Source organism: Curtobacterium sp. CFBP9011 (assembly GCF_034045095.1).
GTDB lineage: Bacteria > Actinomycetota > Actinomycetes > Actinomycetales > Microbacteriaceae > Curtobacterium.
Genome location: NZ_JAXCWN010000001.1, coordinates 257,597 through 281,465, shown reverse-complemented (window position 1 = coordinate 281,465; position 23,869 = coordinate 257,597). Strand labels below are relative to the sequence as shown.

The 23,869-nt window shown below is 72.2% G+C and carries 21 protein-coding genes; 5 read left to right on the top strand and 16 right to left on the bottom strand.

The genetic code is table 11. The features are described 5' to 3' along the window. Positions 1–6: 6 nt before the first annotated feature. From SOM35_RS01330 to SOM35_RS01305, 6 genes are all read right to left on the bottom strand, one after another. The gene (locus SOM35_RS01330; protein WP_320514075.1) at positions 7–774 is read right to left on the bottom strand and encodes a hypothetical protein; all 768 of its coding nucleotides are present in this window, start codon (positions 772–774) and stop codon (positions 7–9) included. Between the two features lie 124 nt (positions 775–898). Beyond that, a complete protein-coding gene (locus tag SOM35_RS01325; protein WP_320514074.1) occupies positions 899–2,518 on the bottom strand; it encodes an inositol monophosphatase family protein in 1,620 nt (539 codons plus the stop codon). Beyond that, positions 2,515–3,606: an ABC transporter ATP-binding protein gene (locus tag SOM35_RS01320; RefSeq protein ID WP_320514073.1), complete on the bottom strand. Its 1,092-nt coding sequence runs from the start codon at positions 3,604–3,606 to the stop codon at positions 2,515–2,517. Before SOM35_RS01320 ends, SOM35_RS01325 begins: the two co-directional genes overlap by 4 nt. Before the next feature lie 26 nt (positions 3,607–3,632). Then, positions 3,633–4,445, bottom strand: a complete 813-nt coding sequence (locus SOM35_RS01315; RefSeq protein WP_320514071.1) for an ABC transporter permease — start codon at positions 4,443–4,445, stop codon at positions 3,633–3,635. Continuing rightward, positions 4,442–5,467 (bottom strand): ABC transporter permease, encoded by a 1,026-nt coding sequence (locus SOM35_RS01310; protein WP_320514069.1) that lies wholly within the window; start codon positions 5,465–5,467, stop codon positions 4,442–4,444. The genes SOM35_RS01315 and SOM35_RS01310 overlap by 4 nt, the downstream gene beginning before the upstream one ends. After that, positions 5,464–6,621 (bottom strand): extracellular solute-binding protein, encoded by a 1,158-nt coding sequence (locus SOM35_RS01305; protein WP_320514068.1) that lies wholly within the window; start codon positions 6,619–6,621, stop codon positions 5,464–5,466. The genes SOM35_RS01310 and SOM35_RS01305 overlap by 4 nt, the downstream gene beginning before the upstream one ends. A gap of 205 nt (positions 6,622–6,826) precedes the next feature. Here SOM35_RS01305 and SOM35_RS01300 point away from each other — a divergent pair, with 205 nt between their 5' ends. From SOM35_RS01300 to SOM35_RS01285, 4 genes are read left to right on the top strand one after another with little or no spacing between them, the layout of a single operon-like run. Further along, the gene (locus SOM35_RS01300) at positions 6,827–6,955 is read left to right on the top strand and encodes a hypothetical protein (protein WP_320514066.1); all 129 of its coding nucleotides are present in this window, start codon (positions 6,827–6,829) and stop codon (positions 6,953–6,955) included. Then, positions 6,952–7,965 carry a LacI family DNA-binding transcriptional regulator gene (locus tag SOM35_RS01295; RefSeq protein ID WP_320514065.1) on the top strand — a complete coding sequence of 338 codons (1,014 nt, stop codon included), beginning with the start codon at positions 6,952–6,954 and terminating at the stop codon, positions 7,963–7,965. The genes SOM35_RS01300 and SOM35_RS01295 overlap by 4 nt, the downstream gene beginning before the upstream one ends. Before the next feature lie 38 nt (positions 7,966–8,003). Further along, positions 8,004–8,441 carry a DUF3054 domain-containing protein gene (locus SOM35_RS01290; RefSeq protein WP_320514064.1) on the top strand — a complete coding sequence of 146 codons (438 nt, stop codon included), beginning with the start codon at positions 8,004–8,006 and terminating at the stop codon, positions 8,439–8,441. Between the two features lie 9 nt (positions 8,442–8,450). Next, positions 8,451–8,792, top strand: coding sequence for a hypothetical protein (locus SOM35_RS01285; RefSeq protein WP_320514063.1), 342 nt, complete (start codon positions 8,451–8,453; stop codon positions 8,790–8,792). 48 nt (positions 8,793–8,840) lie between these two features. Here SOM35_RS01285 and SOM35_RS01280 read toward each other — a convergent pair whose 3' ends face one another. Both SOM35_RS01280 and SOM35_RS01275 read right to left on the bottom strand, forming a co-directional pair. Further along, positions 8,841–9,494, bottom strand: a complete 654-nt coding sequence (locus tag SOM35_RS01280) for a spermidine/putrescine ABC transporter substrate-binding protein (protein WP_111076251.1) — start codon at positions 9,492–9,494, stop codon at positions 8,841–8,843. Positions 9,495–9,648: 154 nt separating this feature from the next. Next, complete coding sequence (locus SOM35_RS01275) at positions 9,649–10,578, bottom strand: DUF3097 domain-containing protein (protein ID WP_253467839.1); 930 nt, start codon at positions 10,576–10,578, stop codon at positions 9,649–9,651. A gap of 80 nt (positions 10,579–10,658) precedes the next feature. On the opposite strand from SOM35_RS01275, the gene SOM35_RS01270 reads away from it, so the two are divergent. Beyond that, a complete protein-coding gene (locus SOM35_RS01270; RefSeq protein WP_320514062.1) occupies positions 10,659–11,711 on the top strand; it encodes a zinc-binding dehydrogenase in 1,053 nt (350 codons plus the stop codon). 107 nt (positions 11,712–11,818) lie between these two features. Here the strand turns inward: SOM35_RS01270 and SOM35_RS01265 are convergent, their stop codons facing one another. The 8 genes from SOM35_RS01265 to ligA form a co-directional block, all read right to left on the bottom strand. Continuing rightward, positions 11,819–12,511, bottom strand: coding sequence for a methyltransferase domain-containing protein (locus SOM35_RS01265; protein WP_320514061.1), 693 nt, complete (start codon positions 12,509–12,511; stop codon positions 11,819–11,821). Then, positions 12,508–13,677 carry a type III polyketide synthase gene (locus SOM35_RS01260; RefSeq protein ID WP_320514060.1) on the bottom strand — a complete coding sequence of 390 codons (1,170 nt, stop codon included), beginning with the start codon at positions 13,675–13,677 and terminating at the stop codon, positions 12,508–12,510. The genes SOM35_RS01265 and SOM35_RS01260 overlap by 4 nt, the downstream gene beginning before the upstream one ends. A 122-nt stretch (positions 13,678–13,799) precedes the next feature. Continuing rightward, on the bottom strand, positions 13,800–15,302 hold the full coding sequence (gatB, locus tag SOM35_RS01255) for an Asp-tRNA(Asn)/Glu-tRNA(Gln) amidotransferase subunit GatB (RefSeq protein ID WP_320514059.1): 1,503 nt from the start codon (positions 15,300–15,302) through the stop codon (positions 13,800–13,802). Further along, the gene (gene gatA / locus SOM35_RS01250) at positions 15,302–16,849 is read right to left on the bottom strand and encodes an Asp-tRNA(Asn)/Glu-tRNA(Gln) amidotransferase subunit GatA (protein ID WP_320514057.1); all 1,548 of its coding nucleotides are present in this window, start codon (positions 16,847–16,849) and stop codon (positions 15,302–15,304) included. The genes gatB and gatA overlap by 1 nt, the downstream gene beginning before the upstream one ends. 11 nt (positions 16,850–16,860) lie before the next feature. Then, positions 16,861–17,160, bottom strand: a complete 300-nt coding sequence (gene gatC / locus SOM35_RS01245) for an Asp-tRNA(Asn)/Glu-tRNA(Gln) amidotransferase subunit GatC (protein WP_111076257.1) — start codon at positions 17,158–17,160, stop codon at positions 16,861–16,863. A gap of 202 nt (positions 17,161–17,362) precedes the next feature. Beyond that, a complete protein-coding gene (locus tag SOM35_RS01240; protein WP_320514056.1) occupies positions 17,363–19,726 on the bottom strand; it encodes a transglycosylase domain-containing protein in 2,364 nt (787 codons plus the stop codon). Positions 19,727–19,928: 202 nt separating this feature from the next. Then, positions 19,929–21,137 (bottom strand): alpha/beta hydrolase, encoded by a 1,209-nt coding sequence (locus tag SOM35_RS01235; RefSeq protein ID WP_320514055.1) that lies wholly within the window; start codon positions 21,135–21,137, stop codon positions 19,929–19,931. 313 nt (positions 21,138–21,450) lie between these two features. Then, complete coding sequence (gene ligA, locus SOM35_RS01230; protein ID WP_320514054.1) at positions 21,451–23,799, bottom strand: NAD-dependent DNA ligase LigA; 2,349 nt, start codon at positions 23,797–23,799, stop codon at positions 21,451–21,453. Between the last annotated feature and the right edge of the window lie 70 nt (positions 23,800–23,869).

Genomic DNA, 23,869 nt, shown 5'->3' with positions numbered 1-23,869 from the left:
CGTCACTCAGACGTCGAAGCCACCGCCGAAGTCGCTGGAGCCCTGGTCGAACCCGCCGTCGGACATGCCGCCGAAGTCGGAACCACCGTCGCCCCACGAGGCGTTGTCGTACCCGCCACCGTCGGCCACGCCGCCGTCGCCGGATCCGTTCCCAGTGTCCCCCGATCCACCGTCATCCGCACCACTCGCATCGGTTCCACCGTCGAACGACCCGGGGTCCGGCAGGAAGGCACTCATCAGGGCGGAACCGATCACGTAGCCGCCGACGGTGCCGAGCAGCGAGGCGCCGAGCATGCTCCCGAACCCGGGCCCCTGCCGCGGACCAAAGCCACCGCCGCCGAAACCACCGCCGCCGAGACCACCGAGCGAGCGCTCCATGTACCCGGGCTGCCGGAGCTCGGACCGGGTCGCGCTCTGGGCGAGCGACCGCGGGTCGTCGCCCCGCGGGGCCTCGCCGGCCGGGGCGGAGCGGGTGAACTCGTCGTAGACCATCCGACGCTGCTCGGGCGTCAGTGTGGCGAACGCCTCGGCGTGCACCTCCTCGATCCGCTCGGGCGGCGCGGTCCGGAGCAGGTAGCGGTACCGCTCGACGGCCCGCTGGTCCTCGGCCCCGGCCTGCTGGCCGGGCTGCGCGGGAGCACCGTACGGTGCCGCCGGCGCCTGCTGGTACGACTGCTGCCCGTACTGGTACCCCGGCTGCGGTGCCCCACCGGTCCCGTTGCGGGGCTGCTCCGGACGCTCCTCGCGGCCGAGCAGACGGTCGAGGAATCCCATGGTGTGCTCCTTCGTCGCAGGCACCGTGCCCGCTGCCGCCCACGGTAGGCACCGGTGGACGAGACTGACTGTGCGTGCGCTCAGAAGCCGCCGTGGGCCTCCCGGCTAGGAGGCCCGTCCCCCGTCAGGACGCCGACCCGCCCCCGGTGACCGCCGCAGTCCACACCTGGAACAGCTCGTCCGCCGCCCCCGGGTGCGCGACCAGGAACGGTGCGCCGACCGGCGGGAAGTCCTGCACCGGCCCGTCGAGGGTCAGCACGACCCCGCCGGCCTCGTGCACGAGCAGCACCGCGGCACCGTGGTCGATCGGGTTGAAGGCGGAGACGCAGCCGCCGATCCCCCGACCGGCGGCGACCTGCGCGATGGTGAGCGTGCCGGACCCCTGGACCCGCAGCGTGCACGAGCGGTCGGCCAGGGCGTCGAGGAACGTGCCGAACCCGGGCCACGGTCGGTGTCCGTCGAGCTCGGTCCCCACGACGGCTCCGGCGAGCGCCCGGGGGACGTCGTCGAGTCGCAGTGCGCGGTCGCGGACGGTGGCCCCGCGGCCGCGTCGGGCTTCGAACACCTCGCCGCGCCAGGGGTCGGCGACCACCCCGACCATCGGACGCCCGCCGCGGGTGAGGCACAGCGACATCGACGTCCAGGGCACCCCGTTGACCAGGTTCGTCGTGCCGTCGACGGGGTCGAGGTACCAGCGGTGCCGGTCGCCCGGTGCGTCGCCGTACTCCTCACCGGTGAAGCCGTGCGTCGGGAAGACCGTCCGCACCCGGGAGCGGACGTGCTGTTCGACGAGCCGGTCCACGTCGGTGACGAGGTCGGCCGGGTCGGCCTTGGTGGTGACCTCGCTGACGGGGTGCTCGCGGGTGAACGCGATCACCTCGTGGGCGATGCGGTGGGCGAGGGCCTGGGCGCGCGAGGCGACCTCGGTCTCGGTGGGTTCGCGGTCCCGCTCGGGCCAGCCGTCCCGTTCGGCCGCGGCGAGGGCGGCCTGGACCCCGGCGACGTCGTTCGTCGTGATCGAGTCGACGCCGAGGCGGGCCGCCCAGAGCGCGGGTTCGACGTCGTCCACGGTCCAGACGGCGACGCGCAGCCCGAGCGCGTGCGCGGCCGTGACGGTGCGCGGGGTGAGGAACGCGACGTCCAGGTTGAGCGTCGACGGCGTCAGTTCGAGCAGGTCGGCGGCCGTCGGCGGCTCGAGCGACTGCCAGGCGAGCCAGACGTCGGCGTCCGGCAACTCCGTCCGGACGGCCGCCATCGCCGCAGGTGCCCCGCACCATGCGACGCTCGTGGTCCCGGTGGCGCCGGCGACGGTGCGTGCCGCGACGACCGCGTCGGCCGCGTCCGTCAGGTCCACGAGCAGGGTGGCGCCGCAGCCGTCGAGTCGCTCGAGCGCGGCGTCCAGGCGCGGGATCCGGTCCAGGCCGTTGCCGAGCCGGGCGACGTCGCACCAGCGGACCTCGGACACCGGTCGGGCGTCGCCCCACATCCGGCCGAGGGTCTCGTCGTGGAGCAGGACCGCGACGCCGTCCGCGGTGCGTCGGACGTCGACCTCGATGGTGTCCGCGCCGAGCGCCTCGGCGACCGCGATGGCCGGCAGGGTGTTCTCCCGCCGGACCCGCGGGGCACCGCGGTGCGCGACGAGCCGTGGGATCCGGACCGTGGCGCCGCCGCTGTCCGTCGTGGGCGCGGGCACGGGCGTGCTGGCGGGCGTGGGCGTGGCCACGGCGACCTCCGGGGCGCTCATCGTGCGACCTCCGTCAGGACGCCGTCGCGGTACACGAGCACCGCACCGATCCGGACACCGGTCTCGGTGCCGAGCGTCGGCGGTGGGCCGGTGACGTAGGCACGCAGCTCCGCGTCGCCGGACCGGAGGACGAGCTCGGCGAAGTGCCCGCGCATGAGGACGCGGGACACGGTGGCGCGGACCGGGCCGTCGTCGGTGAGCACGACCTCCTCGGGGCGGACGAGGACCTCGTCGCCGGCCGGGACCGGGGTGCGGACGGCGGCCAGGAACGCACCCGTGACACTGCTCGTGGCGCCGATGAACGACGCGACGAACCGGGTCGACGGGCGGGCGTAGAGGTCGGTGGGCGACGCGACCTGCTCGATCCGCCCGTCGTGCATCACCGCGATCCGGTCCGAGATGCTCAGCGCCTCGTCCTGGTCGTGGGTGACGATCACGGTCGTGATGCCGAGGCGCTGCTGGATGCGCCGGATCTCGTCGCGGACGCTGACGCGGAGCTTCGCGTCGAGGTTCGACAGCGGCTCGTCGAGGAGCAGCACGTCGGGCTCCTGGACGAACGCGCGGGCCAGGGCGACACGCTGCTGCTCGCCGCCGGAGATCGCGGTCGGCTTCGAGGTCGCGTGGTGGGTTAGGCCGACGAGGTCGAGCGCCTCGTGCACGCGCCGGGTCGTCTCGGCCTTCGACACCCGCCGGGTCCGCAGCGGGAACGCCACGTTCTGCGTCACCGTCATGTGCGGCCAGAGCGCGTAGTTCTGGAAGACCATCGCGCTCGGTCGGCGCTCGGGTCCCAGGTCGGTCACGTCCGCACCGCCCATCGTCACGGTGCCGCCGTCGACGGGCAGGAAGCCGGCCACCATGCGGAGGGTGGTGGTCTTGCCGCAGCCGGACGGGCCGAGCAGCGAGACGAGCTCGCCCTTCGCCACGTCGAGGTCGATGCCGGCGACGACGTCGCGTCCGCCGAGGGACTTGGTCAGGCCCCGCAGGACGAGTCCGCCGTCGGTCCGGTCGTCGCTGGTCCGGTCGTCGGTGGACCGGCCGTCGGCCTGGAGGCCCGGTGCGGGGTCCGCGAGGAGCGTTGCGTCCGACATGTGGTCGCCTTTCGTGCTGCGTGTGGTCATCGGATCTGGAACCCGTCCGCCAGACGGCCGCCCATGATGTGCTTCCGGGCGAGGGTCATCAGCACCACGGACGGGATGCTCAGCGCGATCGCGAAGACCGCCGACACCTGACGTGGTGAGTTGAGGATGAGCGAGTACATCGCGGTCGGCATCGTCATGTACGCCGGAGCGCCGACCAGGTACGTGCCCTGGGCCTCGTCGAAGGACGCCAGGAAGCTCATCACCATCGCGACGAGGATCCCCGGCCAGGCGATCGGGAACGTCACGGACCAGAACGTCCGCCAGCGTCCGGCACCGGCGTCACGTGCGGCTTCCTCGAGGGAGCGCGGCACCGCCGAGAACGCCGCCGCGGGCAACCACGTCATGAACACCACGCAGCCGAGCACGTGCACGATCAGGATGCCCGTGACCGTGTTCATCAGGTTCAACGCCGTGAACATCGCCGACATCGTGACGAACAGCCCCATCTTCGGGAAGGCGTTCGTGGCGAACAGCCCGACCAGCACCACGCGACGCCCGGGGAACTCGATGCGGCTGATCGCCCACGCGGCCGGCAGGCAGACGACCGCGGCGATGAGGACCGTCAGCGGGGCGAGCACGAGCGAGTTCTGCACGGCGACGGCCAGCGACGGGTCCTGGAACACGGTCCCCCACCACGTGAGCGTCCATCCGTCGGGCAGCAGGTTCGGGTAGGTCCAGCTCGTGGCGAAGGCCCGGACGGCCAACCACAGCAGGGGGCCGGCGATGAACACGGCCAGGACGACGGCGGTCGCCCAGACCAGGGCGGTGCCGGTGAGGCGCTTGATCATCGCGGGCCCTTCCCGAGCTCGCGGGCGTTCGAGCGCACGGTCGACCGCAGGTACAGCACACTGGCGGCCGCGGCGAACGCGAACACGATGAACGCCATGGCCGTGGACTGCTGCGGACGGTTGTACGACTGGAAGTACTTGGAGATGTCGACGCCGAGCATCGTCGGGGCGTTCGGGCCGGTGAAGTACGGCACGGTGAACGACCCGAGCACACCGATCACGGTGAACGTCGTCGCGATGACCATCGGTGTCGCGGCCATCGGCAGCAGCACCTGCCAGACGACGCGCCACGTGCTGGCACCGGCGTCCCGTGCGGCCTCGATCAGGGCGTCGGGGGTGCCCTGCAGCGCCCCGGCGATCATCAGCACGGCGAACGGCAGGCTCGTCCAGACGCTGCCGAACACGACCGCGACGAGCGTGTACCCCCACACCGGCACGTCGATGCCGACCTGGGCACCGGCGCTCCGCAGGAACCCCTGCGCGTCGGTGAAGGTCAGGATCGACCAGCTGGCGATCACCACCGGCACGAAGATCGGGACGACGGCGAGCACGCTGAGCGTCCGGCCGAGGAACCCGCCGCGCAGCCGGAGGATCACGGCGACGACCACCGCGAGTGCGATCGTCAGCCCGGTCGACGCGAGCGTGACCCCGATCGTGGCCGCGAGGTCGCGGAGGAACGTCGGGTTGCCGAGCAGCGTGCCGTAGACCGCGAACGAGAACCCGTTGACGGTGTCCTGGCCGATGTCGGCGAGCGCCTGGTTCAGGCCGCCGGTGAACCCGAGGCTGAACAGCGCCGCGTTGACCACCGGTACGCCGACGAACAGGACGACGACCAGCACCGGTGCGGTGACCAGCGCGAGGCCCTGGACGCGCCGGCGGCGCGCCAGACGCTCCTGGGTGGTGGGTCGGCCGGTCGGCCGACGGGGGCCCTGGGCTGGAGACGGGACGGCCGGGAGGCCCGTGGCGGTGTCGCCACGGGCCTCCCGGTCGAGCGCCGGGCCGTTCGGGACGGTCTGGGTCACTGCGGGACCTTCGCGTCCCACGCCGCGTTCATGTCGGCCTGGAACGCGCTCTGGAAGCCGAGACGGAGCTTCGACGGGTCGGCCTTCGAGAACTGCTCGGCGACGCTCGACGGCAGCGAGCTGAGCGGGACGACCGGGTAGCCGGACACGGCCTTCGCGACGAGCTGCTGCCCCTGGGACGACAGGACGAAGTCGGCGAGTTCCTCGGCGGCCTGCTTCTTGGCCGCCGGCTCGGTCGCCGGGATGCCGAGGTAGCTCGCGCTGCCCGTGAACGACGGGTCGGAGATCTGCGTGAACGCGACGTCCTTGCCGATGGTGCCGGCCTTCTGCGCGGTGATGAACTGGTCGCTCCAGACCGGGGCCATCTGGATCTGGCCCGAGCCGAGCATCTGCAGCACCTGGTCGTTGCCGTTCGGGTAGACGCCCTTCTGGTACGTCGACGGGCCGAGGTCCTTGAGCGCGGCGAAGCCCGCGTCCCACTTCGACTCGAGCGACTTGTCGTACGTCGTCTGCATCTGGGTCTGCTCGGACTTCGACAGGTACTTGGCCAGCACCGTCATCACGAACGCGCCGCCCGAGCCGCCGGAGGACGGCGAGTTGTAGGCGAACTGGCCCGGGTTGGACTTGATCCAGGCGAGCAGGTCGTCGAGGGTCTTCGGCGGGTTCGTGACCTTCTTCGTGTCGTACGCGAGCAGCACGCTGGAGGCGCGGTACGGGATCGCCCGGTCGCCGCCCTGCTCTCTGGTGGCCGCGGGGACGTGGGCCAGGTTCGGGATCCCGCGGGCGTCGGTCTTCGCCATCAGGCCGGCCTTGCCCGCCGTGGTGACGAAGCCGGCGTCGACCAGGTCGTAGGGCAGCGTCTTGTGCGCCTTGACCGCCGTTGCGAGGTTCGCCTGGGTCTGCGCGTCGTGCTCCCCGTGCAGGTCGATGCTGGTGTGGACGGTGATCTTCGGGTGCATCCGCTCGAAGGCGGGGATGAGCGACTTGTCCCAGAGGTCCTGGACGTTCGTGTCGCCGCTGATGAACACGTTCAGGCTCGTCGAGCCCGGGGTGGCTTCGGCGCCGTTCGAGGCGTTCGCGCTCTGGACGCAGCCGGAGAGTGCGATGGATGCGGCGGCCGCGATGGCGACGCCGGCGAGGACTCGGGTCTTCACGTCGGAGGTCTCCCTGGTTCGTGGGGGCAGTACTTCGGGGGAAGGAGGTGTGGGAACGTTCCCGCACCGGGGTCGAGTGTGGTGCGGTCGGGTGAACTCCAGGTACCGCGCTCGTCGCCGGGAGGTGAACTCCGGGCAGCGGGCTGCCGAGTCGTGGCCGAGGGGTCGGTGGGCTTCCGGCCCGGGCTGCTGCGAGGATGGCCAGATGGTCCTCCTCTCCCTGCCGACGACGCTGGCGACGGCCGCCGTGACGGCAGCAGCCGCGCCGGCAGTGGCGGCAGCAGCCGCGCCGGCAGTGGCGGCGGCAGCTGCGCCCGCAGTGGCGGCGGCGTGAACGGCGGCCGGGGCGCACAGCCGACGATCCTCGACGTCGCCGCCCGCGCCGGCGTCTCGAAGTCGGCGGTCAGCAGGGTCCTGTCCGGCTCCGGACGGTTCTCCGACGAGACCCGCGAACGGGTCGAGCGGGCCGCCGCCGAACTCGGCTACGTCGCCAACGCCATGGCACGAGGACTGGTCAGCGGACGGACGCACACGATCGGCATGCTCATGCGCGACGCGTCGTCGATGGTCTACACCGCACTGCACGCCGTGATGGAGCGCCGGGCCTCCGAGCTCGGGTACCGCGTCGTCACGACCACCGGCGTCGGCCGGGTCGAGGACGAGAAGTCCGCGCTCGCCGCCCTGGTCTCGATGCGCGTCGACGGACTCGTGGTCTGCAGCGGCCTGATGCCCGCGGCCGACATCGCCGACTTCGCCCCGCGCATCGCCACGGTGGTCGCCGGCCGTCCGGAGCTGCACCCGGCGCTGTCCAGCGTCTACTGCGACGAGGTCGACGGCGGCGCGGTCATCGCGGACATCGTCGCCGACGCCGGGCACACCGCGGTCGTCGTGCTCACCGTGCCGATCGGCGACGCGATCACCCAGCACGCCCGGTCGCGAGCGATGGTCGAGCGACTCCGAGCACGCGGTACCCGGGTCATCGACATCGACGCGAGCTTCGTGCGGCCGCCCGAGGACCTGGCCGCCGACGTCGTCGACGTCATGCGCGAGTCGGGAGCCACCGCGGTGATGTGCCCGACCGACCGGCTCATGCTCGACCTGTGCGGGGCCCTCGCCCGCCGGGGCGTCCGCGTGCCGCAGGACGTCTCGGTGACCGGCTTCGACGGGGTCCGTCCCCTCGTCGACGACTGGATCGGGTTCACGACCTTCGCGCAGCCCATCGAGCGCATCGGCCGCGAGGCCATCGACCTCGTCGTCGCCCGCATCGACGACCCGACCAGCGCCGTAGAACACCGCCCGCTGCGAGGCACGGTCGTCCGGGGGCGGACGCTCCTACCGCGGTGACCACGGGCACCACCGCCGGAGCCTGCGAGGATGGGGGTGTGGAGACTCGTACCTGGGGTTGGCTCGCGGCCGTCATCGACGTCGTGCTCATCGTGGCGTTCGCCGTCATCGGACGCTCGTCGCACGGCGAGGCGTTCGCGCCGCTCGGCCTGTGGACGACCGCGTACCCGTTCCTGGCCGGCTGGGCCATCGCCTACGTGACCTCCGGGGCGTGGTCGCGGCCGCTCGCGATCTGGCCGACGGGCGTCGTGGCGTGGATCCTGACCGTGTTCGTCGGCATGGCGATCCGGGTCGCGACCGGGCAGGGGGTCGTCGACGGCAACCCGCTGCCGATCTCGTTCCTCATCGTGGCGACGATCGTGCTCGGCGTGTTCCTGGTCGGCTGGCGGCTCCTCGCCCGCCTGGTGCTGCGGGTCCGGTCGCCTCGGCGGTCCGAGACGCGCAGTGCGTCTGCCGCCGAACGCTCCTCCCGGTAGGGACCGAGCGTGTCCACGCCCGCCGACCACCGCCGCCGCCGCCCCGTTCCGCTCGTGGTGGCCACGGCCCTCCTGTCATCGGCGGCCGGGGTCCTGCTCATCCTGTGGCTGGTCATGTGGCTCCCCGTCCTCGCAACCGGGACAGGCGCTTCCCTCGTCCTGTGGCCCGTGGTCCTGGTCCTCGCGCTGGGCCCGTGGTGTGCCGTCGTCGCTTCGCTCGTCCTCGGACTGGTCGCGCGGAGCGGATGGCCGACGGCGTCCACGGACGCGGTGATCGGCATCAGCGCGATCCTCGTCCTGGTGGTTCCGGCAGCGCTCTGGTTCGGCGTTCCGGCGCTGCTCGTGGCGTGACCGACGGCCTCCCCCTGTGACGGCTCCGGAGGCTGCTCGGCCCGTCCGCTAGAAGAGGCCGCCGCGCGGACCCTCGTCGGGACCGTCGAGCCCGCGGAACATGTCCGACACCAGCGCGGCGATCTGGGGTTCGACGAGCCGCTCGACCGCTTCGGCGATGCGCTCCCGGTGGTCGAGCAGCGCCAGGCACACCGCCGTGCCGGTCGACCGCGCGGCCTCGTCGGACAGTTCGATCTCGTGGCGGAGCGCGGCCTTCGCCTCGTCCGACAACGGCTCGCGGGGCTCCTGGGCGTCCGCTCCGGTGCCCGCCAGCTCGCCGAGGGTGAACAGGAACGGCTCCCCGGGCTCCGGCTGCGGGTCGATGTCCAGGCCCTGGAACTCCGGCGACAGCCCCTCGGCCGGCTGGTACCCCGAGCGTCGCTTGCGTGCCGCGGCCCGCTCGAGCTCACGCTGCAGCAGCGGCAGGTTCTTGGCGGTGTAGTCGTCGACGGCGTCCTCGACGATGGCGGACATCCGGCCGATCAGCGCGTGCTGCACGGGGTGCGGCACGTCCGGTCCGAACCCGGCCGCCGCGGCGATCGGCGAACCGGTGCAGCGCCGGCAGATCCGGGTGCGAGGTCGGGCGGTGCCGATCTGCCAGCGGGGCAGCCAGCGCAGCCAGACGTCGACGGCGTTCCGCACGCGTCCGTCGATGCCGTCCATCCTGCAAGCGTAGGCGGCGCGCCCGGGATCCGGCCCGCGGCTCGGGGCAGCGGACAGAACTCGGCGGAAGTGGGACGGATCCTGTCCGCCTGGCCGAGGCTCGGCGCGGCGGGGACGGGCGGGCAGGGCGGCCGGGAGGCGCGGGGCGCGGCCGTCAGGCCGGCTCGGTCACGAAGTCGATCAGCTCCTCGACACGGCCGAGCAGCTGCGGTTCGAGGTCGGCGAAGGTCCGCACCTGCCCGAGGATCCGCTGCCACGCCCGGGCGATGTCGGCCTGCTCGGCGTGCGGCCACCCGAGCGCCTGGCAGATGCCGGCCTTCCACTCGATCGACCGCGGGATCGTCGGCCACGCCTGCAGTCCGACGCGCGCCGGCTTCACCGACTGCCAGACGTCGACGAACGGGTGCCCGACGACGAGGACGTGCGCGCCCCACTTCCCGCGCATCACGGCGTCGGCGAAACGGGACTCCTTCGAGCCCGGCACGAGGTGGTCCACCAGGACGCCGACGCGGCGCTCCCGGGTCGGCCGGAAGTCGTCGAGCACGTCAGCCAGGTTGTCGACGCCGGACAGCTCCTCGACGACGACGCCCTCCACTCGGAGGTCGGCACCCCACACCTTCTCGACGAGTTCGGCGTCGTGCTTGCCCTCGACCATGATCCGGCTCGGCAGGGCCACCCGGGCGCGCTGCTGCTCGACGGCGAACGACCCGGACGCGGTGCGGAGGCGACCACCGTCGGAGGCGTGCCGGACCGCCGGGGCCGCACCGGGCCTCCCGGCCGTGGCAGTGGACCGAGCCGGCGGGGCGGCCGCGGCGGACCGACCGACCGGAGCCTGCGGGCGGCTCAGGGTGACGAGTTCGCCCTCGAGCAGGAACTGGCCGACGAAGGGGAAGGCGCGGACGCGGCCCTTCCAGTCCTCGAGCGAGACGTTGCCCGCCTCGAGCCCGACCACGGCGCCGGCCCAGCCGGAGTCCGGGTCCTCGAGCACCATGTCGCGCTCGAGCGGCACCTGCCGCACCTTCTGCACACCCCGCGAGCGCCAGTCGCCCGAGAGCACGTCACTGCCGTACCGGTCCTCGTCCACCCGCACGAGCGTACTGTCGACGGGCGTCCGGACAACGTCGACCGGCCGGTCCCCCCTCATCCCGACGGAAGGCACACCCCGTGCGCGCAACAGTCATCCACGCCCCCCGCGACATCCGTGTCGAGGAGCGCGACGCCCCCACGATCCTCACCCCGTCCGACGCCGTCGTCCGTGTCGTCGCCGCCTGCGTCTGCGGCTCGGACCTCTGGCCCTACCGCGGCGTCCGCGACACAGCCGAACCGCGTGCAATCGGCCACGAGTTCGTCGGTGTCGTCGACCAGGTCGGCGACGGCGTGACCGACCTGCACGTCGGCGACTTCGTCATCGCCCCCTTCACCACCAACGACGGCACCTGCCAGGCCTGCGCCCACGGCATGACGAGCGGCTGCGACCACGGCTCCACGTTCGGCGTCACGCCGGACGCGTACGGCCACCCGCTCGGCGGTGCCCAGGCCGAGTACGTCCGCGTGCCGGACGCCGCCGCCAGCCTGGTGGTCGTGCCGGGTCCGGTCGACGACGACCTGGTGCCGTCGCTCCTGACCCTGTCGGACGTGTTCTCCACCGGACACCACGCGGCCGTCTCGGCCGAGGTCGGGCCGGGCAAGACCGTCGTCGTGGTCGGCGACGGGGCGGTCGGGCTGTCCGCGGTCCTGGCGGCGAAGCGCCTCGGTGCCGAGCGGATCATCGCGATGAGCCGGCACGCCGACCGTCAGGCGCTGGCGCGCGAGTTCGGCGCGACCGACGTCGTCGAGGCCCGCGGTGACGAGGGTGTAGCCGCAGTGCGCGAGCTGCTCGGCGGCGACCTCGCCGACTGTGCGCTCGAGGCCGTCGGCACCGCGGAGAGCATGGACCAGGCGCTCCGCGTCGTCCGCGCCGGCGGTGCGGTCGGCTACGTGGGCGTCCCCGCGGGTGACCCGGAGCTGCCGATGCCGTTCCTGTTCGCGAAGAACATCACGGTCGGGGGCGGCATGGCCCCGGCACGCGCGTACATCGAGGAGCTGCTGCCCGACGTGCTGTCGCGGGCGATCGACCCGGGCAAGGTGTTCGACCTCGAGCTGCCCCTCGACCAGGCCCCGGAGGCGTACGCCGCGATGGACGAGCGTCGCGCCATCAAGGTGCTCCTGCGCCCCTAGCCCCTCGCAACACGCAACGTGGGCGGTCCTGCGCACCGGTACTCCGTTGCGTGGTGCCGCCCACGTTGCGTTTCGCGGAAGGGCCGCGGAGGGTCAGCCGCGGAGGGTCAGCCGCGGACGGCGAGGACGCGGTGCGGGGACGCGGGCTCGGCACGCCAGCCCGACGGCAGGGCCGCGGCCAGCTCGGGGACCGTGAAGCTCCGGCGGATGGAGCGGAGGCCGTCCTCGCGGATGAAGGTGCCGGCCGACACGAACGACGCCCCGATCGCGTACAACCGGTAAGCGGACACCGAACGTCGGATGTCGGAGTGCACACTGCGGCCGACGGCGAGCTCCGCCGAGTCCCGGAGGAACGCGCCACGCTCGGTGTCGTCGAGGTGGTGCAGCACGTGGTTCGACACGACGACGTCGAACCGCTCCCCCGCCGCGACCAGGTCGCCGCTGGACTGCGTCCGGAAGGTCACACCGGCCGTCGTCTGCCGCTCGGCCGCCGCGATCGCGCGCGGGTCCGGGTCGACGCCGACGACCTCGAGGTCGAACCCGTCGCTCCGTGCCCACCGCACCAACGACCGGGCGAGGTCACCGCCACCGCAACCGAGGTCGAGCACGCGGGCGCGTCCGGCCGCTGGCAGTGCCGGCACGACGTGGGTGCGCCAGACCGACCGCCAGCCGGACACCGCGGCGTTCACCAGCGCGAAGCGTCGGAACGTCCGGTCGAGCGTGGCGGGGTCGCAGTCCGGGTCGTCCATCAGCTCGCGCAGGTCGACGGCGCGGGTGGACAGGTCGATCGGCCCGGTCACGCCCCGGCCCCGACGGGGAGGACCGCGCCTTCTGCGTCGACCACGGCGGGCTCGCCACTGGCGTCCGCCGCCGCGACCGTGCTCCCGACGACCGTCAGGGACGCCGCCTCGACGGTCAGCCCCGGCCCGAAGGCCAGTGCGACGACGGGCGTGCCGTCTGCGGGACGTGCCTCGAGGGCCTCCCGGAGGACGAACAGCACCGTCGCACTCGACATGTTGCCGTGGTCGCGGAGGACCGCGCGGCTCGCCGTCAACGCACTGTCCGGCAGGTGCAGAGCGTCCTGGGTCCGGTCGAGGATCGCCCGTCCGCCGGGGTGCACGGCCCACACCGGCACGTCGTCCGGCGTCCACCCGCGCGGGTCGAGGAGCGGCGCGACGGCCTCGGCCGCGTGCACGCCGATGAGCTTCGGCACCTGCGTGCTCAGCACCATCTCGAAGCCCTCGTCGCCGATGTTCCAGGCCATCTCGCTCGCGCCCTCGGGCAGGACCATGGTGGTGAAGGCGTCGAGGCGGAGGCCGGGGCCGTCCGCCGTCACGACCGCCGCTGCGGCCCCGTCGCCGAAGACGCTGTTCGCGACGATCTGGTCCGGGTCCTCGGAGTTCCGCACGTGCAGCGTGCAGAGTTCGGCGCAGACGACCAGGACGACCGCGCGCGGGTCGGCACCGACGAACGCGTCGGCGATCCGGAGCGCCGGGAAGGCGGCGAAGCACCCCATGAACCCGACGTGCTGGCGGAAGACGTTCCGCGGCAGCCCGAGTTCCTCGACGATCGCCAGGTCCGGGCCGGGCTGGGTGAAGCCGGTGCAGGACACGGTCACGACGTGGGTGACGGTCGCCGGGTCGACGGCGGCACGCTCGAGGGCGTCCCGCGCGGCACCGACGAAGAGGGGCGGAGCGAGCTCGCGGAACCGGTCGTTCCGGGTGCCGGTGCTCGGCGAGGTGAGGACACCGTCGGCGTCGCGGAACGTGCCGGGTCCGGCGGCGGAGTCCAACTCCGGCAGGACACTGTGGCGGTGTTCGACCTCGGAGGCGTTGAAGGCGGCGGGGACGAGCCGCGAGGCGAGCCTCCCGAGGCCGGGTTGGGCGGCGAACAGGTCACGGACCGACGCCTGCCCGAGGGTGGTCCGCGGGACGGCGGTACCGATGGCTCGGATCGTTGCTGACACGCTCCATCCTGTCACCGGATCGCTGACGTGTCCCCAGGATGGACGGGAGGCCCGTGGCGATCTCGCCACGAGCCTCCCGTCATGCACGTCCAGCGCTGGGTCGCGCAGGGTCGTGTTCGGTCCTACTGCTGCTGCGCGCGCTCCAGGACCAGCTCGCGCACACGTGCAGCGTCCGCCTGGCCCTTCATCGCCTTCATGACCGAGCCGATGATCGCGCCAGCCGCCTGGACCTTGCCGTCGCGGATCTTCTGCAGCACGTCCGGCTGCCCGGCGAGGGCTTCGTCGACGGCCGCGGTCAGGGCCGAGTCGTCCGAGACGACCTTGAGCCCACGGGACTCGACGACCTGCGCCGGCGAGCCCTCGCCGGCGATGACGCCCTCGAGGACCTGGCGTGCGAGTCGGTCGGTCAGGTCGCCGGACTCGACGAGCGCGATGACCTCGGCCACGTGCTGCGGCGACACGAGGTCACCGGGCGCGGCGTCCTGCGCGTTCGCGACACGGCTGATCTCGCCCGTCCACCACTTGCGGGCGGCCTGCGGGCCGGCACCGGCGTCGATCGTCGCCTGGACCTCGTCGAGGAGTCCGCCGTTGAGGACGTCCTGGAACTCGAGGTCGGCGAAGCCCCACTCGCCCTTGAGGCGACGGCGGCGGGCCACCGGTGCCTCGGGCAGGCTCGCGCGGAGCTCTTCGATGAGTGCCGGGTCGGGGACGACGGGCAGCAGGTCGGGCTCCGGGAAGTACCGGTAGTCGTCGGCGTCCGACTTGGGACGTCCGGCCGAGGTGCGGCCGGTGTCCTCGTGCCAGTGCCGGGTCTCCTGAGTGATCGTCCCGCCGTCGGCGAGGATCGCGGCCTGGCGCTGGATCTCGTAGCGGATGGCACGCTCGACGGCGCGGAACGAGTTGACGTTCTTCGTCTCGGTGCGGGTGCCGAGCTTCTCCTGGCCCCACGGACGCAGCGAGATGTTCGCGTCGCAGCGCAGGTTGCCACGCTCCATGCGGGCCTCGGAGACGCCGAGCGCGCGGACCAGGTCACGGATGACCTGCACGTACGCGGCACCGAGCTCGGGAGCGCGCTCCTTGGCACCGACGATCGGCTTCGTGACGATCTCGACCAGCGGGACACCGGCCCGGTTGTAGTCGACGAGCGAGTACTCCGCACCCTGGATGCGGCCGGTGGCACCGCCGACGTGCGTCAGCTTGCCCGCGTCCTCTTCCATGTGGGCACGCTCGATCGGCACCTGGAAGATCGTGCCGTCGGCGAGTTCGACCTCGACCTCGCCCTCGAAGGCGATCGGCTCGTCGAACTGCGAGATCTGGTAGTTCTTCGGGTTGTCCGGGTAGAAGTAGTTCTTCCGCGCGAACCGCGAGCTCTCGGCGATCGAGCAGCCGAGCGCGAGCCCGAGCTGGATCGAGTAGCGCACGGCCTGCTCGTTGACGACCGGCAGGGACCCGGGCAGCCCGAGGTCGACCGGCGTCACGTTGGTGTTGGGCTCGCCGCCGAAGAAGTTCGGCGCGTCCGAGAACATCTTGGTGGCCGTCGCGAGTTCGACGTGCACCTCGAAGCCGAGCACCGGCTCGAACCGCTCGATCGCCTCGTCGAAGTCCATGAGTGCGTCCTTGGCCATCAGATGACACCTTCCTCTGCGGCGGACTGCTGTGCGGCGTCCAGGTTCGGGATCCGTGAGATCAGCGGGGCACCCCACTGCTGCTCGAGCAGACGCTCGAGTGCGGCGCCGACCCGGTAGAGCCGGGCGTCCTCGCGCTGCGGAGCCATCAGCTGCACACCGGTCGGCAGGGAGTCCTCGGGCGCCAGGCCGTTCGGGATGCTCATGCCGGGCACACCCGCCAGGTTCGCGGGGATCGTGGTGAGGTCGTTGAGGTACATCGCGAGCGGGTCGTCGATGCGCTCACCGATCTTGAACGCGGTGGTCGGCGCCGACGGGCTGATGAGCAGGTCGACCTGCTCGAACGCGGCGGTGAAGTCGCGCTGCACGAGCGTGCGGACCTTCTGCGCGCTGCCGTAGTAGGCGTCGTAGTACCCGGCGCTCAGCGCGTACGTGCCGAGGATGATGCGCCGCTTGACCTCGGGGCCGAAGCCGGCTTCACGCGTGGCCGCCATCACGTCCTCGACCGTGGCACCGTTGTCCGGCGTGACGCGCAGGCCGAAGCGGACCGAGTCGAACTTCGCGAGGTTCGACGACGCTTCCGCCGGCAGGATCAGGTAGTAGGCGCTGATCGCGTAGGCGAACGACGGGGCGTCGATCTCGACGACGACCGCTCCGGCGGACTCGAGCAGCGCGACCGTCTCCTGGAAACGCTGGGTGACGCCGGCCTGGAAGCCATCGCCCCCGGCGAGCTCCTTGACGACGCCGATCCGGACGCCCTTGAGGGAGTCAGCCTGCAGACCGTCCCGCGCGGCAGCGGCGAACGAGGGCCACTCCTGTCGCAGCGAGGTGGAGTCCTTCGGGTCGTGCCCGCCGATGACGTCGTGCAGCAGCGCGGCGTCGAGGACGGTCCGGGACACGGGTCCGATCTGGTCGAGGCTCGACGCCAGCGCGATCGCCCCGTAGCGGCTGACGCCACCGTAGGTCGGCTTCACGCCGACGGTGCCCGTGACGGCACCCGGCTGGCGGATCGACCCACCGGTGTCCGAGCCGAGCGCGAGCGGGGCTTCGAACGCGGCGACCGCGGCGGCCGAGCCACCGCCGGACCCGCCGGGGATCCGGTCGAGGTCCCACGGGTTGTGCGTCGGACCGTACGCCGAGAACTCGGTCGACGAGCCCATCGCGAACTCGTCCATGTTGGTCTTGCCGAGCGGCACCAGGCCGGCACGGCGGAGCTTGGCGACCGGGGTGGCGTCGTAGGGCGGCACCCAGCCTTCGAGGATCTTCGAGCCCGAGGTGGTCGGCATGTCCTGCGTGCACAGGACGTCCTTGACGGCGATCGGCACACCGGCGAGCGGGCCGAGGTCCTCCCCGGCCGCGCGGCGGGAGTCGATGGCCTTCGCGGCGGCGATCGCGTTCTGGTTGATGTGCAGGAACGCGTGCACGTCCCCGTCGACGGCGGCGATCCGGTCGAGGTGGGCCTGCGTGGCCTCGACGCTCGAGACGTCGCGGGCCACCAGGGCGTCGGCGAGCGCGGCAGCGCTCAGCGTGGTGATGTCGTGGGTCACTGTTCTTCCGCCTACTGTTCTTCGCCGAGGATCGCGGTCACCCGGAAGCGTTCGCCGTCCGAGTCGGGGGCGCCGGAGAGCGCCTGCTCCTGGGTCAGCGTCTCGCCGACCACGTCGGGGCGGGACACGTTCTCGAGCGGGACCGGGTGGCTCGTCGCGGGGACGTCCGGGGTCGCGACCTCGGTGACCTTGGCGACGCTGTCGACGATGAGTGACAGCTCCTCGGTCATCTTCTCGATCTCGTCGGGCGTGAGTGCGATACGTGCGAGGTTCGCCAGGTGTGCGACCTGCTCGCTCGTGATGTCAGGCATGGTGCTCCGTCGATCGGTTCGTGGAATGCGCACCAGTCTATTGGGCGGGCCGCGCGGGGGTCGGACGGCTGTGGACGGTCGACGCCGGGGGCTCCGCTGTGCAGGACGGTCGGGAGGCCCGGGGCCGGCCCGTCGGACCGGCACCGGGCCTCCAGACCGTCACGACGCGACGCGATCGGACGCGGACGCGGTTCGACGCAGCTCAGCCAGCCGGCGGTGCAGCAGCAGCCCCACCAGCGGCAGCCCCGCCCGCAGCGGCACCACCGGCCGGAGCCCCACCCCCGGTGACCGCCCCGTCAGCCGCCGGTGCCTGCGCCGCCGGGTTCGACGTCGCCGGCGCCGGCGCGCCCGACGCATCCGTCCCCGGCGTCTGCTGCTGCGTCCCCTGCTGCGCGTCCGACCCGCCCGACGGCGTCGCGGTCTTCGCCTTCGTGGGCGTCCCGATCATCGCCTGGTCCGGAGCGGGCAACGTGCCGCCGCCGTACGCGCCGTCCAGGTACGTCATCAGCTGCTTGCCGACCTGGAACTTGGCGCTGTACCCGGTGGTGCCCTGTAGGAACGGCCAGTTCGCCAGCCGCACGTGACCCTGCACGTTGCCGATCCAGGTCGCGTTCGTGTACTTCGTCGACGACGTGACCAGCCAGTTCTGCTGGTCGCCGTCGGTCGTGCCGGTCTTGGCGAACTTCGGCACCGAGTCGCCCGGGTTGGCGGTGGCCGCCGTGCCCTTCCCGCTCAGCACGCCCTGCAGCGCCCAGTCGACGGTGCCGGCGACCTCGGCGCTGACCCCGCGGTTGCAGGTCGCCGGGGTCGGCCGGATCGTCGCGCCGCTGGCCGTCGTGACGGAGTCGATGGTGGTGGGGGTGCAGGCGATGCCGCCGTTCGCGAACCCGGCGTAGGCCTCGGCGAGGTCGATCGGTGCTAGCGGGTTCGTCCCGAGGACGGACGCGGGGTTGGAGTCCGGTGCGCTGCCGTTCGCCTGGTGGATCCCCATGCCCACGGCGGTCTTCTGGATCCCGCACAGGTCGAGCTGCTTCGCCATCGCGCCGAAGGCGGTGTTGATGGACTCCACCGTCGCGTCGAGCACGGTCATCGACGGCGGCACCTCCTCGGCGTTGGCGACGCTCCACGGCTGGCCGCCGAGGGGTGCGCACGAGTTCGTGAACTCGTCCTGCGGGAACGTGTTCTCGGTCGTCCCGACGGACTCGGACAGGGTGTGCCCGTTCGCCAGCCAGTCGGCCAGGGTGAAGACCTTGTAGGTCGAACCGGTCTGGAAGCCGCTCGAGCTGCCGACGGCCTGGTCGGCGTTGTAGTTCACGGCGGTGGCACCCGGGGTGGGTGCGTCGGACTGCGTGTACGTGGTGTTCTGCACCATCGAGACCACACGGCCGGTGCCGGGTTCGACCGTGACGTTCGTGCCACCGGCGTCGACGCCGGCCATCGTCGTCGGTACGTAGGACGACAGCGCGTTCTGCGCGTGGTCCTGCAGGTCGAGGTCGAGCGAGGTGTGGATCGACAGGCCCTTCGTGTCGAGGGTGGCGATCCGGTCCGAGGCCGTCTTGCCGAAGGCCGGGTCGGAGAGCACCTGCGAGCGCACCATGTCGCAGAAGTAGCCGGCGTCGTACTTCGACGCTGCCGTGGAGCAGCCGTTGGCGGTCGCGGTGATCTTCGGCGTGATCGGTGTCGCGATCGCCTTCGTCAGCTCGGCTGCGGAGATCGCGTGGTGGGCGTGCATGCGGCGGAGGACGTAGTCGCGGCGGACCTTCGTCAGCGCGTACCCGTTCGCCGACCCGTTGGCCTTGTTGCTCGGCTGGTCGATGCGCAGGTAGGACGGGTTGTTGAGGATCGCCACGAGGGTCGCCGACTGCACGAGCGACAGGTCCTTCGCGTGCACGCCGAAGTAGTACTCGGCACCGGCCTCGGCGCCGTAGACACGGCCACCGAGCCCGACGATGTTGAGGTACCCGGTGAGGATCTGGTCCTTGCTGTACTTCTTGTCGACCGCGATCGCGTACCGGATCTCCTGCAGCTTGCGTGCCTTCGACTGGCCGGCGACCTTGTCGTAGCAGGCGTCCACCTTCTTCTTCGTGGACGCCGGGTCCTTGCCGTTGAGCTGCTCGCACTGCTGCACGAGGACGTTCTTGACGTACTGCTGCGTGATGCTCGAGCCGCCCTGGACGCCCTTGCCGAGTGCGTCGGCGATCGTCGCGCGGAGCGTCCCGACCACGTCGATCCCGCCCTCGGTGTGGAAGCGCGGGTCCTCGGTGTCGATGGCCGCCTGCTTGAGGGTGTCGGCGATCTGCCCGGACTGCACGTTGGTGCGGTTCTCGGCGTAGAACGACGCGATCGGGACCTCTTGTCCGCCCTGCTTCGCGTAGACGGTGGACACCTGCTGCGGCGTCTGGATGTCGAGGTAGCTCGGCAGGTCCTCGAAGAACTCGGCCGCGCCGCTCGCGCCCTCACCCGCGACGGCGACCGCCGGGGTCACCGCGACGGCGACGAGCAGGCCGGCGAGGACCGACATGACGACGAACATCAAGAGGGCACCCGGCCACCGCACGACTCGCATGTCGAGCACGGTAAGGAGACGGGCTGTACTCACACTGCTGCGCGCGGTCGCGCGACTGCACAGCCGCACAGGATGCTCCCGGTCTCGCCGCCGCCATGTGGTCCGACACGGCCTGGAGGCCCACATCACCGGCCCCGCGCCGGTCCGGTCACGATCCGGTCACGTCTGGGCAGCCTCCCGTCCCACCGCCGGAAGACGGTGCTCAGTCGCGCGGCTGGAGGTCCTGCGGTCGGACGAGGTACATGTCCAGCGTCGCCTGGACGACCCCGTCACCCGGGGTGTCGCCGGGCGTGTGCCGACCGCTGACCAGGTCGCCCCGTCCCACCGCGATGAGCGCGACGTCGTGCAGGGACGCCGTACCGGGCTTGAGGTAGTCGTTGTGCCCGAACGGCTGCCGGAAGACGTCCCCGGCGTCCGCGGGGTCACTGCCGCCGGCCAGGTCGAGCGCCGCCGCGCCGAACGAGGTCCGCCCGGGGTCGGTGCCGAAGAAGCCGGTGCCTGCGACCGGGTCCCAGTGCGCGCCCCCGACGTAGACCTGCCCGTGCGGGACACCGAGCTCGTCGACGGAGGTGACGGCGCTGCCCGGGGACCCGAGCATGGTCAGGCTGTCCACCCGGGTGCGTCCGGATGACAGCGCGATCATCGCCGTGGTCGACCCGTACGAGTGCGCCACGACCCCGAGCCGCGGTTCGTGGTCGTTCCGGACCGCCCGGATGCCGTCGAGGGTCCGGACCAGCCGGTCGGCGCCGAGGTGGGCGAGTTCGAGCGACATGAAGTTCGCGATGCCGGGCGTGCGGTACCCCATCCACGCGACGACCGCGATGCCCGGGCCGTTCGCGGGGGCGGCCACCGGCGCCAGGGTGGCCTGCTCGCGGAACACGTCCCCGGCCGTCGCGGTGAAGTCCACCATCTGGCCGTTGACCGAGAAGAAGATGCCGGGCACCACGACCGAGACGTCGCCGGCGGTGTCCAGGTCGCCGACCGAGATCGCGCACCGGCCGCTCCCCCGGGTGTCGAGCGTGACGAGGTACTTCCGCGGGTCGTCCGGGGTCTGCTCGAGCGACTGCCGCACCTGCCCGAGCATCGACGCAAGGGAGGTCGACGTGCCCGGGTCGGCCAGTCCCGCGGCGAGGGAGGCCCGGTTCGCGACGTCCCGGACGTCGTACGGCACGCCGTCGAGGTTGCCGATCACGACGGGGGCGTCGTCGGTCAGGACCGTCTGCGACGCCGGCGACAACCCGCGCCACCAGTTCGCGACGAGGTTGGTGCTGGGCGGGTCGTCCATCGCGGTCGCGGTGACACGCGAGTCGTCGTCGGCGGCCTGCAGGGTGAGCGGTGCCGCGGTCTCGAGGGCGTCCAACCAGCGCTGCCCGGAGGCGACGGCGAGCGCCTCGACGGCCGGTCCGGTCACGTGGTCGGACGCTCGGGGTCCAGAAGTCCCGACGGCGGCCGACGCGACGACGACGGAAGCGGGCACGGCGGGGGCCTCGACGACTCCCAGCGAGTGGATCGAGGCGGTCAACAGAGCCGCGGCGATGATCAGCAAACGGGTCTCCCCCGGGAAGGCCAGCCTGTCGTTCCCCTGCAGACGACAGGTGATGCTCTGTCGAGTTTAGGGAGATCCGGCCCTTCGGGGGTCATGCGGGATGCAACATGACCCCCGAACTGGGGTCACACCGGGGTGCGTCGCAGGGGCCGCTTTGCGCGCGACCGTGCATCGCCCCCTACTGCGGCTCGGCGGCGTCCGGCGCGGGCTCGGCCGGCGCCGGGTCGCCGAGCGCGGCCGGCCCCTCGGTCACGAGCAGCGCGAACTGCTCGGCGTCGATGATCCGCAGTCCGAGCTGCTCCGCCTTCGTCAGCTTCGAGCCGGCACCCGGGCCCGCGGCGACGAAGTCCGTCTTCTTGCTGACGCTCGACGCGGCCTTCCCACCGGCGGCGATGATCGCCTCTTGCGCACCCTCGCGGCTGAAGCCCTCGAGCGAGCCGGTCGCGACGACGGTGACCCCCGCGAGCACCCCGCCGGCTTCGGTCGCGGCCCCCGGCCCGGGGTGTCCAGGCGTCGTGAGCTGCACGCCCGCAGCCGTCCAGCGGTCGATGATCTCGCGGTGCCAGTCGACCTCGAACCAGTCGAGCAGCGCGTCGGCGATGATCCCGCCGACCCCGTCCACCGCGGCGAGTTCGTCGCGCGAGGACGACCGGATCGCGTCGAGCGACCCGAAGTGGTTCGCGAGCGCCCGGGCCGCGACGGGTCCGACGTGGCGGATGTTCAGGCCGACCAGGATGCGCCACAGCGGTTTCGTCTTCGCCGCGTCGATGTTCGCGAGCATCTCGAACGCGTTCTTGGACGGGTACCGGCTCGGCTCGCCCGTGTAGTCCGCACCGCGGGCCTCCGGGTCGAACGGCGGGTCGGTCTTCTTCCGCGCCCGGCTGAACGGAGTCACGCGCTTCGGGGCGCCGCCGTCCTCGGTCTTCTCCATGCCGGTCTCGGCGTCCCGGACGACGACCTCGATCGGGACGATGTCCTCCAGCGTCAGGTCGAACAGTCCGGCCTCGGTCACGAGGGGCGGGGTCTCCGGGAACACCGGCTGGGTGAGCGCGGCGGCGGCAACCTCGCCCAGGCCCTCGATGTCGAGCGACCCGCGGGAGGCGATGTGCTCCACGCGGCCGCGCACCTGCGCCGGGCAGCTCTCGGCGTTCGGGCAGCGGAGGTCGATGTCGCCCTCCTTCGCCGGGCGGAGCGGGGTGCCGCACTCCGGGCAGTCGGTCGGCATCACGAACTCGCGCTCGGTGCCGTCGCGGAGCTCGACCACCGGGCCGAGGACCTCGGGGATCACGTCGCCGGCCTTGCGGAGCACGACGGTGTCGCCGATCAGGACGCCCTTCGCCTTCACCACCTGCTGGTTGTGCAGGGTGGCCTGACGGACGACGGACCCGGCGACCTCGGCCGGCTCCATAGTGGCGAAGGGGGTGGCCCGACCGGTACGGCCGACGCTGACGACGATGTCGAGCAGCTTCGTGTGGACCTCTTCCGGCGGGTACTTGTAGGCGATCGCCCAGCGCGGGGCCCGGCTGGTCGACCCGAGTTCCTCGTGCAGCCCGAGGTCGTCGACCTTGATGACGATGCCGTCGATCTGGTGCTCGACCGCGGAGCGACGCTCGCCGTAGTCCTTGACGAAGCCCAGGACCTCGTCCACCGAGTCGAACACGCGGTGGTGTGTGCCGGTCGGCAGACCCCACTCGTGCAGCAGCTCGTAGACCTCGGACTGGGCGCGGACGTCGGTGTCGCGCTCGAGTTCGGCGACCGGCCAGGCCCCGATGCCGTGCACGAGCATCCGGAGGCGTCGGAGGCGGTCGACCATCAGCTCGCGCTTGCCTGCGGACTTGCCCTCCTCCTTCTGGCGGAGCGCCCCGGCAGCGGCGTTCCGCGGGTTCGCGAACACCCGCTCGCCGGCGTCGCGCTGCCGAGCGTTCAGCTCGTCGAACTGCGCGACCGGGAAGAAGATCTCGCCACGGACCTCCACCAGGGGCGGGTGACCGCTGCCGGCGAGCCGGTCCGGGATCGTGCCCATCGTCCGGACGTTGCCGGTGACGTCCTCGCCCACCACGCCGTCCCCACGGGTGGCCGCCGAGACGAGCCGCCCGTGCTCGTACCGCAGGTTGATGGCGAGCCCGTCGATCTTCAGCTCGGACAGGAAGCGGACCCGCTCGGCACCCGCGTCCCGCTGGACCTTGAGCGCCCAGTCGGTCAGTTCCTCGGGGCTGAAGACGTTGTCGAGACTCAGCATCCGCTCGGCGTGCTCGACCGGGGCGAACTGCGTGGTCTGCGCCTGCCCGCCGACCGTCTGCGTCGGGCTGTCCTCGGTCAGGAGTTCCGGGAACCGCTGCTCGATCGCGTCCAGCCGGTGCATCATCGTGTCGTACTCGGCGTCGGACGCGGGCGAGCCGTTGCCTTCGTAGTAGGCGTGCCGCAGTTCGTTCAGTCGGGCGCGCAGCCGGTCGACCTCTCGAGCGGCCTGCGCGGCGTCGAGGCCTGCGGGGTCGATGGTCTCGAAGGTCGCGTCGGTGTCGCTCATGTGTCAGTTCTACCGTGCGCCACCGACCCCGGTCGCAGCGGCCGAGGCAGGGTTGTCAGGCCGGGACGGG

Bases quoted from the DNA above. Each gene is read 5' to 3' on its own strand.
- gatB (WP_320514059.1), bottom strand. From the start codon at position 15,302: ATGGCCAAGGACGCACTCATGGACTTCGACGAGGCGATCGAGCGGTTC.
- SOM35_RS01315 (WP_320514071.1), bottom strand. From the start codon at position 4,445: ATGATCAAGCGCCTCACCGGCACCGCCCTGGTCTGGGCGACCGCCGTC.
- SOM35_RS01300 (WP_320514066.1), top strand. From the start codon at position 6,827: ATGGTCCTCCTCTCCCTGCCGACGACGCTGGCGACGGCCGCCGTGACG.
- SOM35_RS01330 (WP_320514075.1), bottom strand. From the start codon at position 774: ATGGGATTCCTCGACCGTCTGCTCGGCCGCGAGGAGCGTCCGGAGCAG.
- SOM35_RS01320 (WP_320514073.1), bottom strand. From the start codon at position 3,606: ATGTCGGACGCAACGCTCCTCGCGGACCCCGCACCGGGCCTCCAGGCC.
- SOM35_RS01240 (WP_320514056.1), bottom strand. From the start codon at position 19,726: ATGCGAGTCGTGCGGTGGCCGGGTGCCCTCTTGATGTTCGTCGTCATG.
- SOM35_RS01280 (WP_111076251.1), bottom strand. From the start codon at position 9,494: ATGGACGGCATCGACGGACGCGTGCGGAACGCCGTCGACGTCTGGCTG.
- ligA (WP_320514054.1), bottom strand. From the start codon at position 23,799: ATGAGCGACACCGACGCGACCTTCGAGACCATCGACCCCGCAGGCCTC.
- SOM35_RS01325 (WP_320514074.1), bottom strand. From the start codon at position 2,518: ATGAGCGCCCCGGAGGTCGCCGTGGCCACGCCCACGCCCGCCAGCACG.
- gatC (WP_111076257.1), bottom strand. From the start codon at position 17,160: ATGCCTGACATCACGAGCGAGCAGGTCGCACACCTGGCGAACCTCGCA.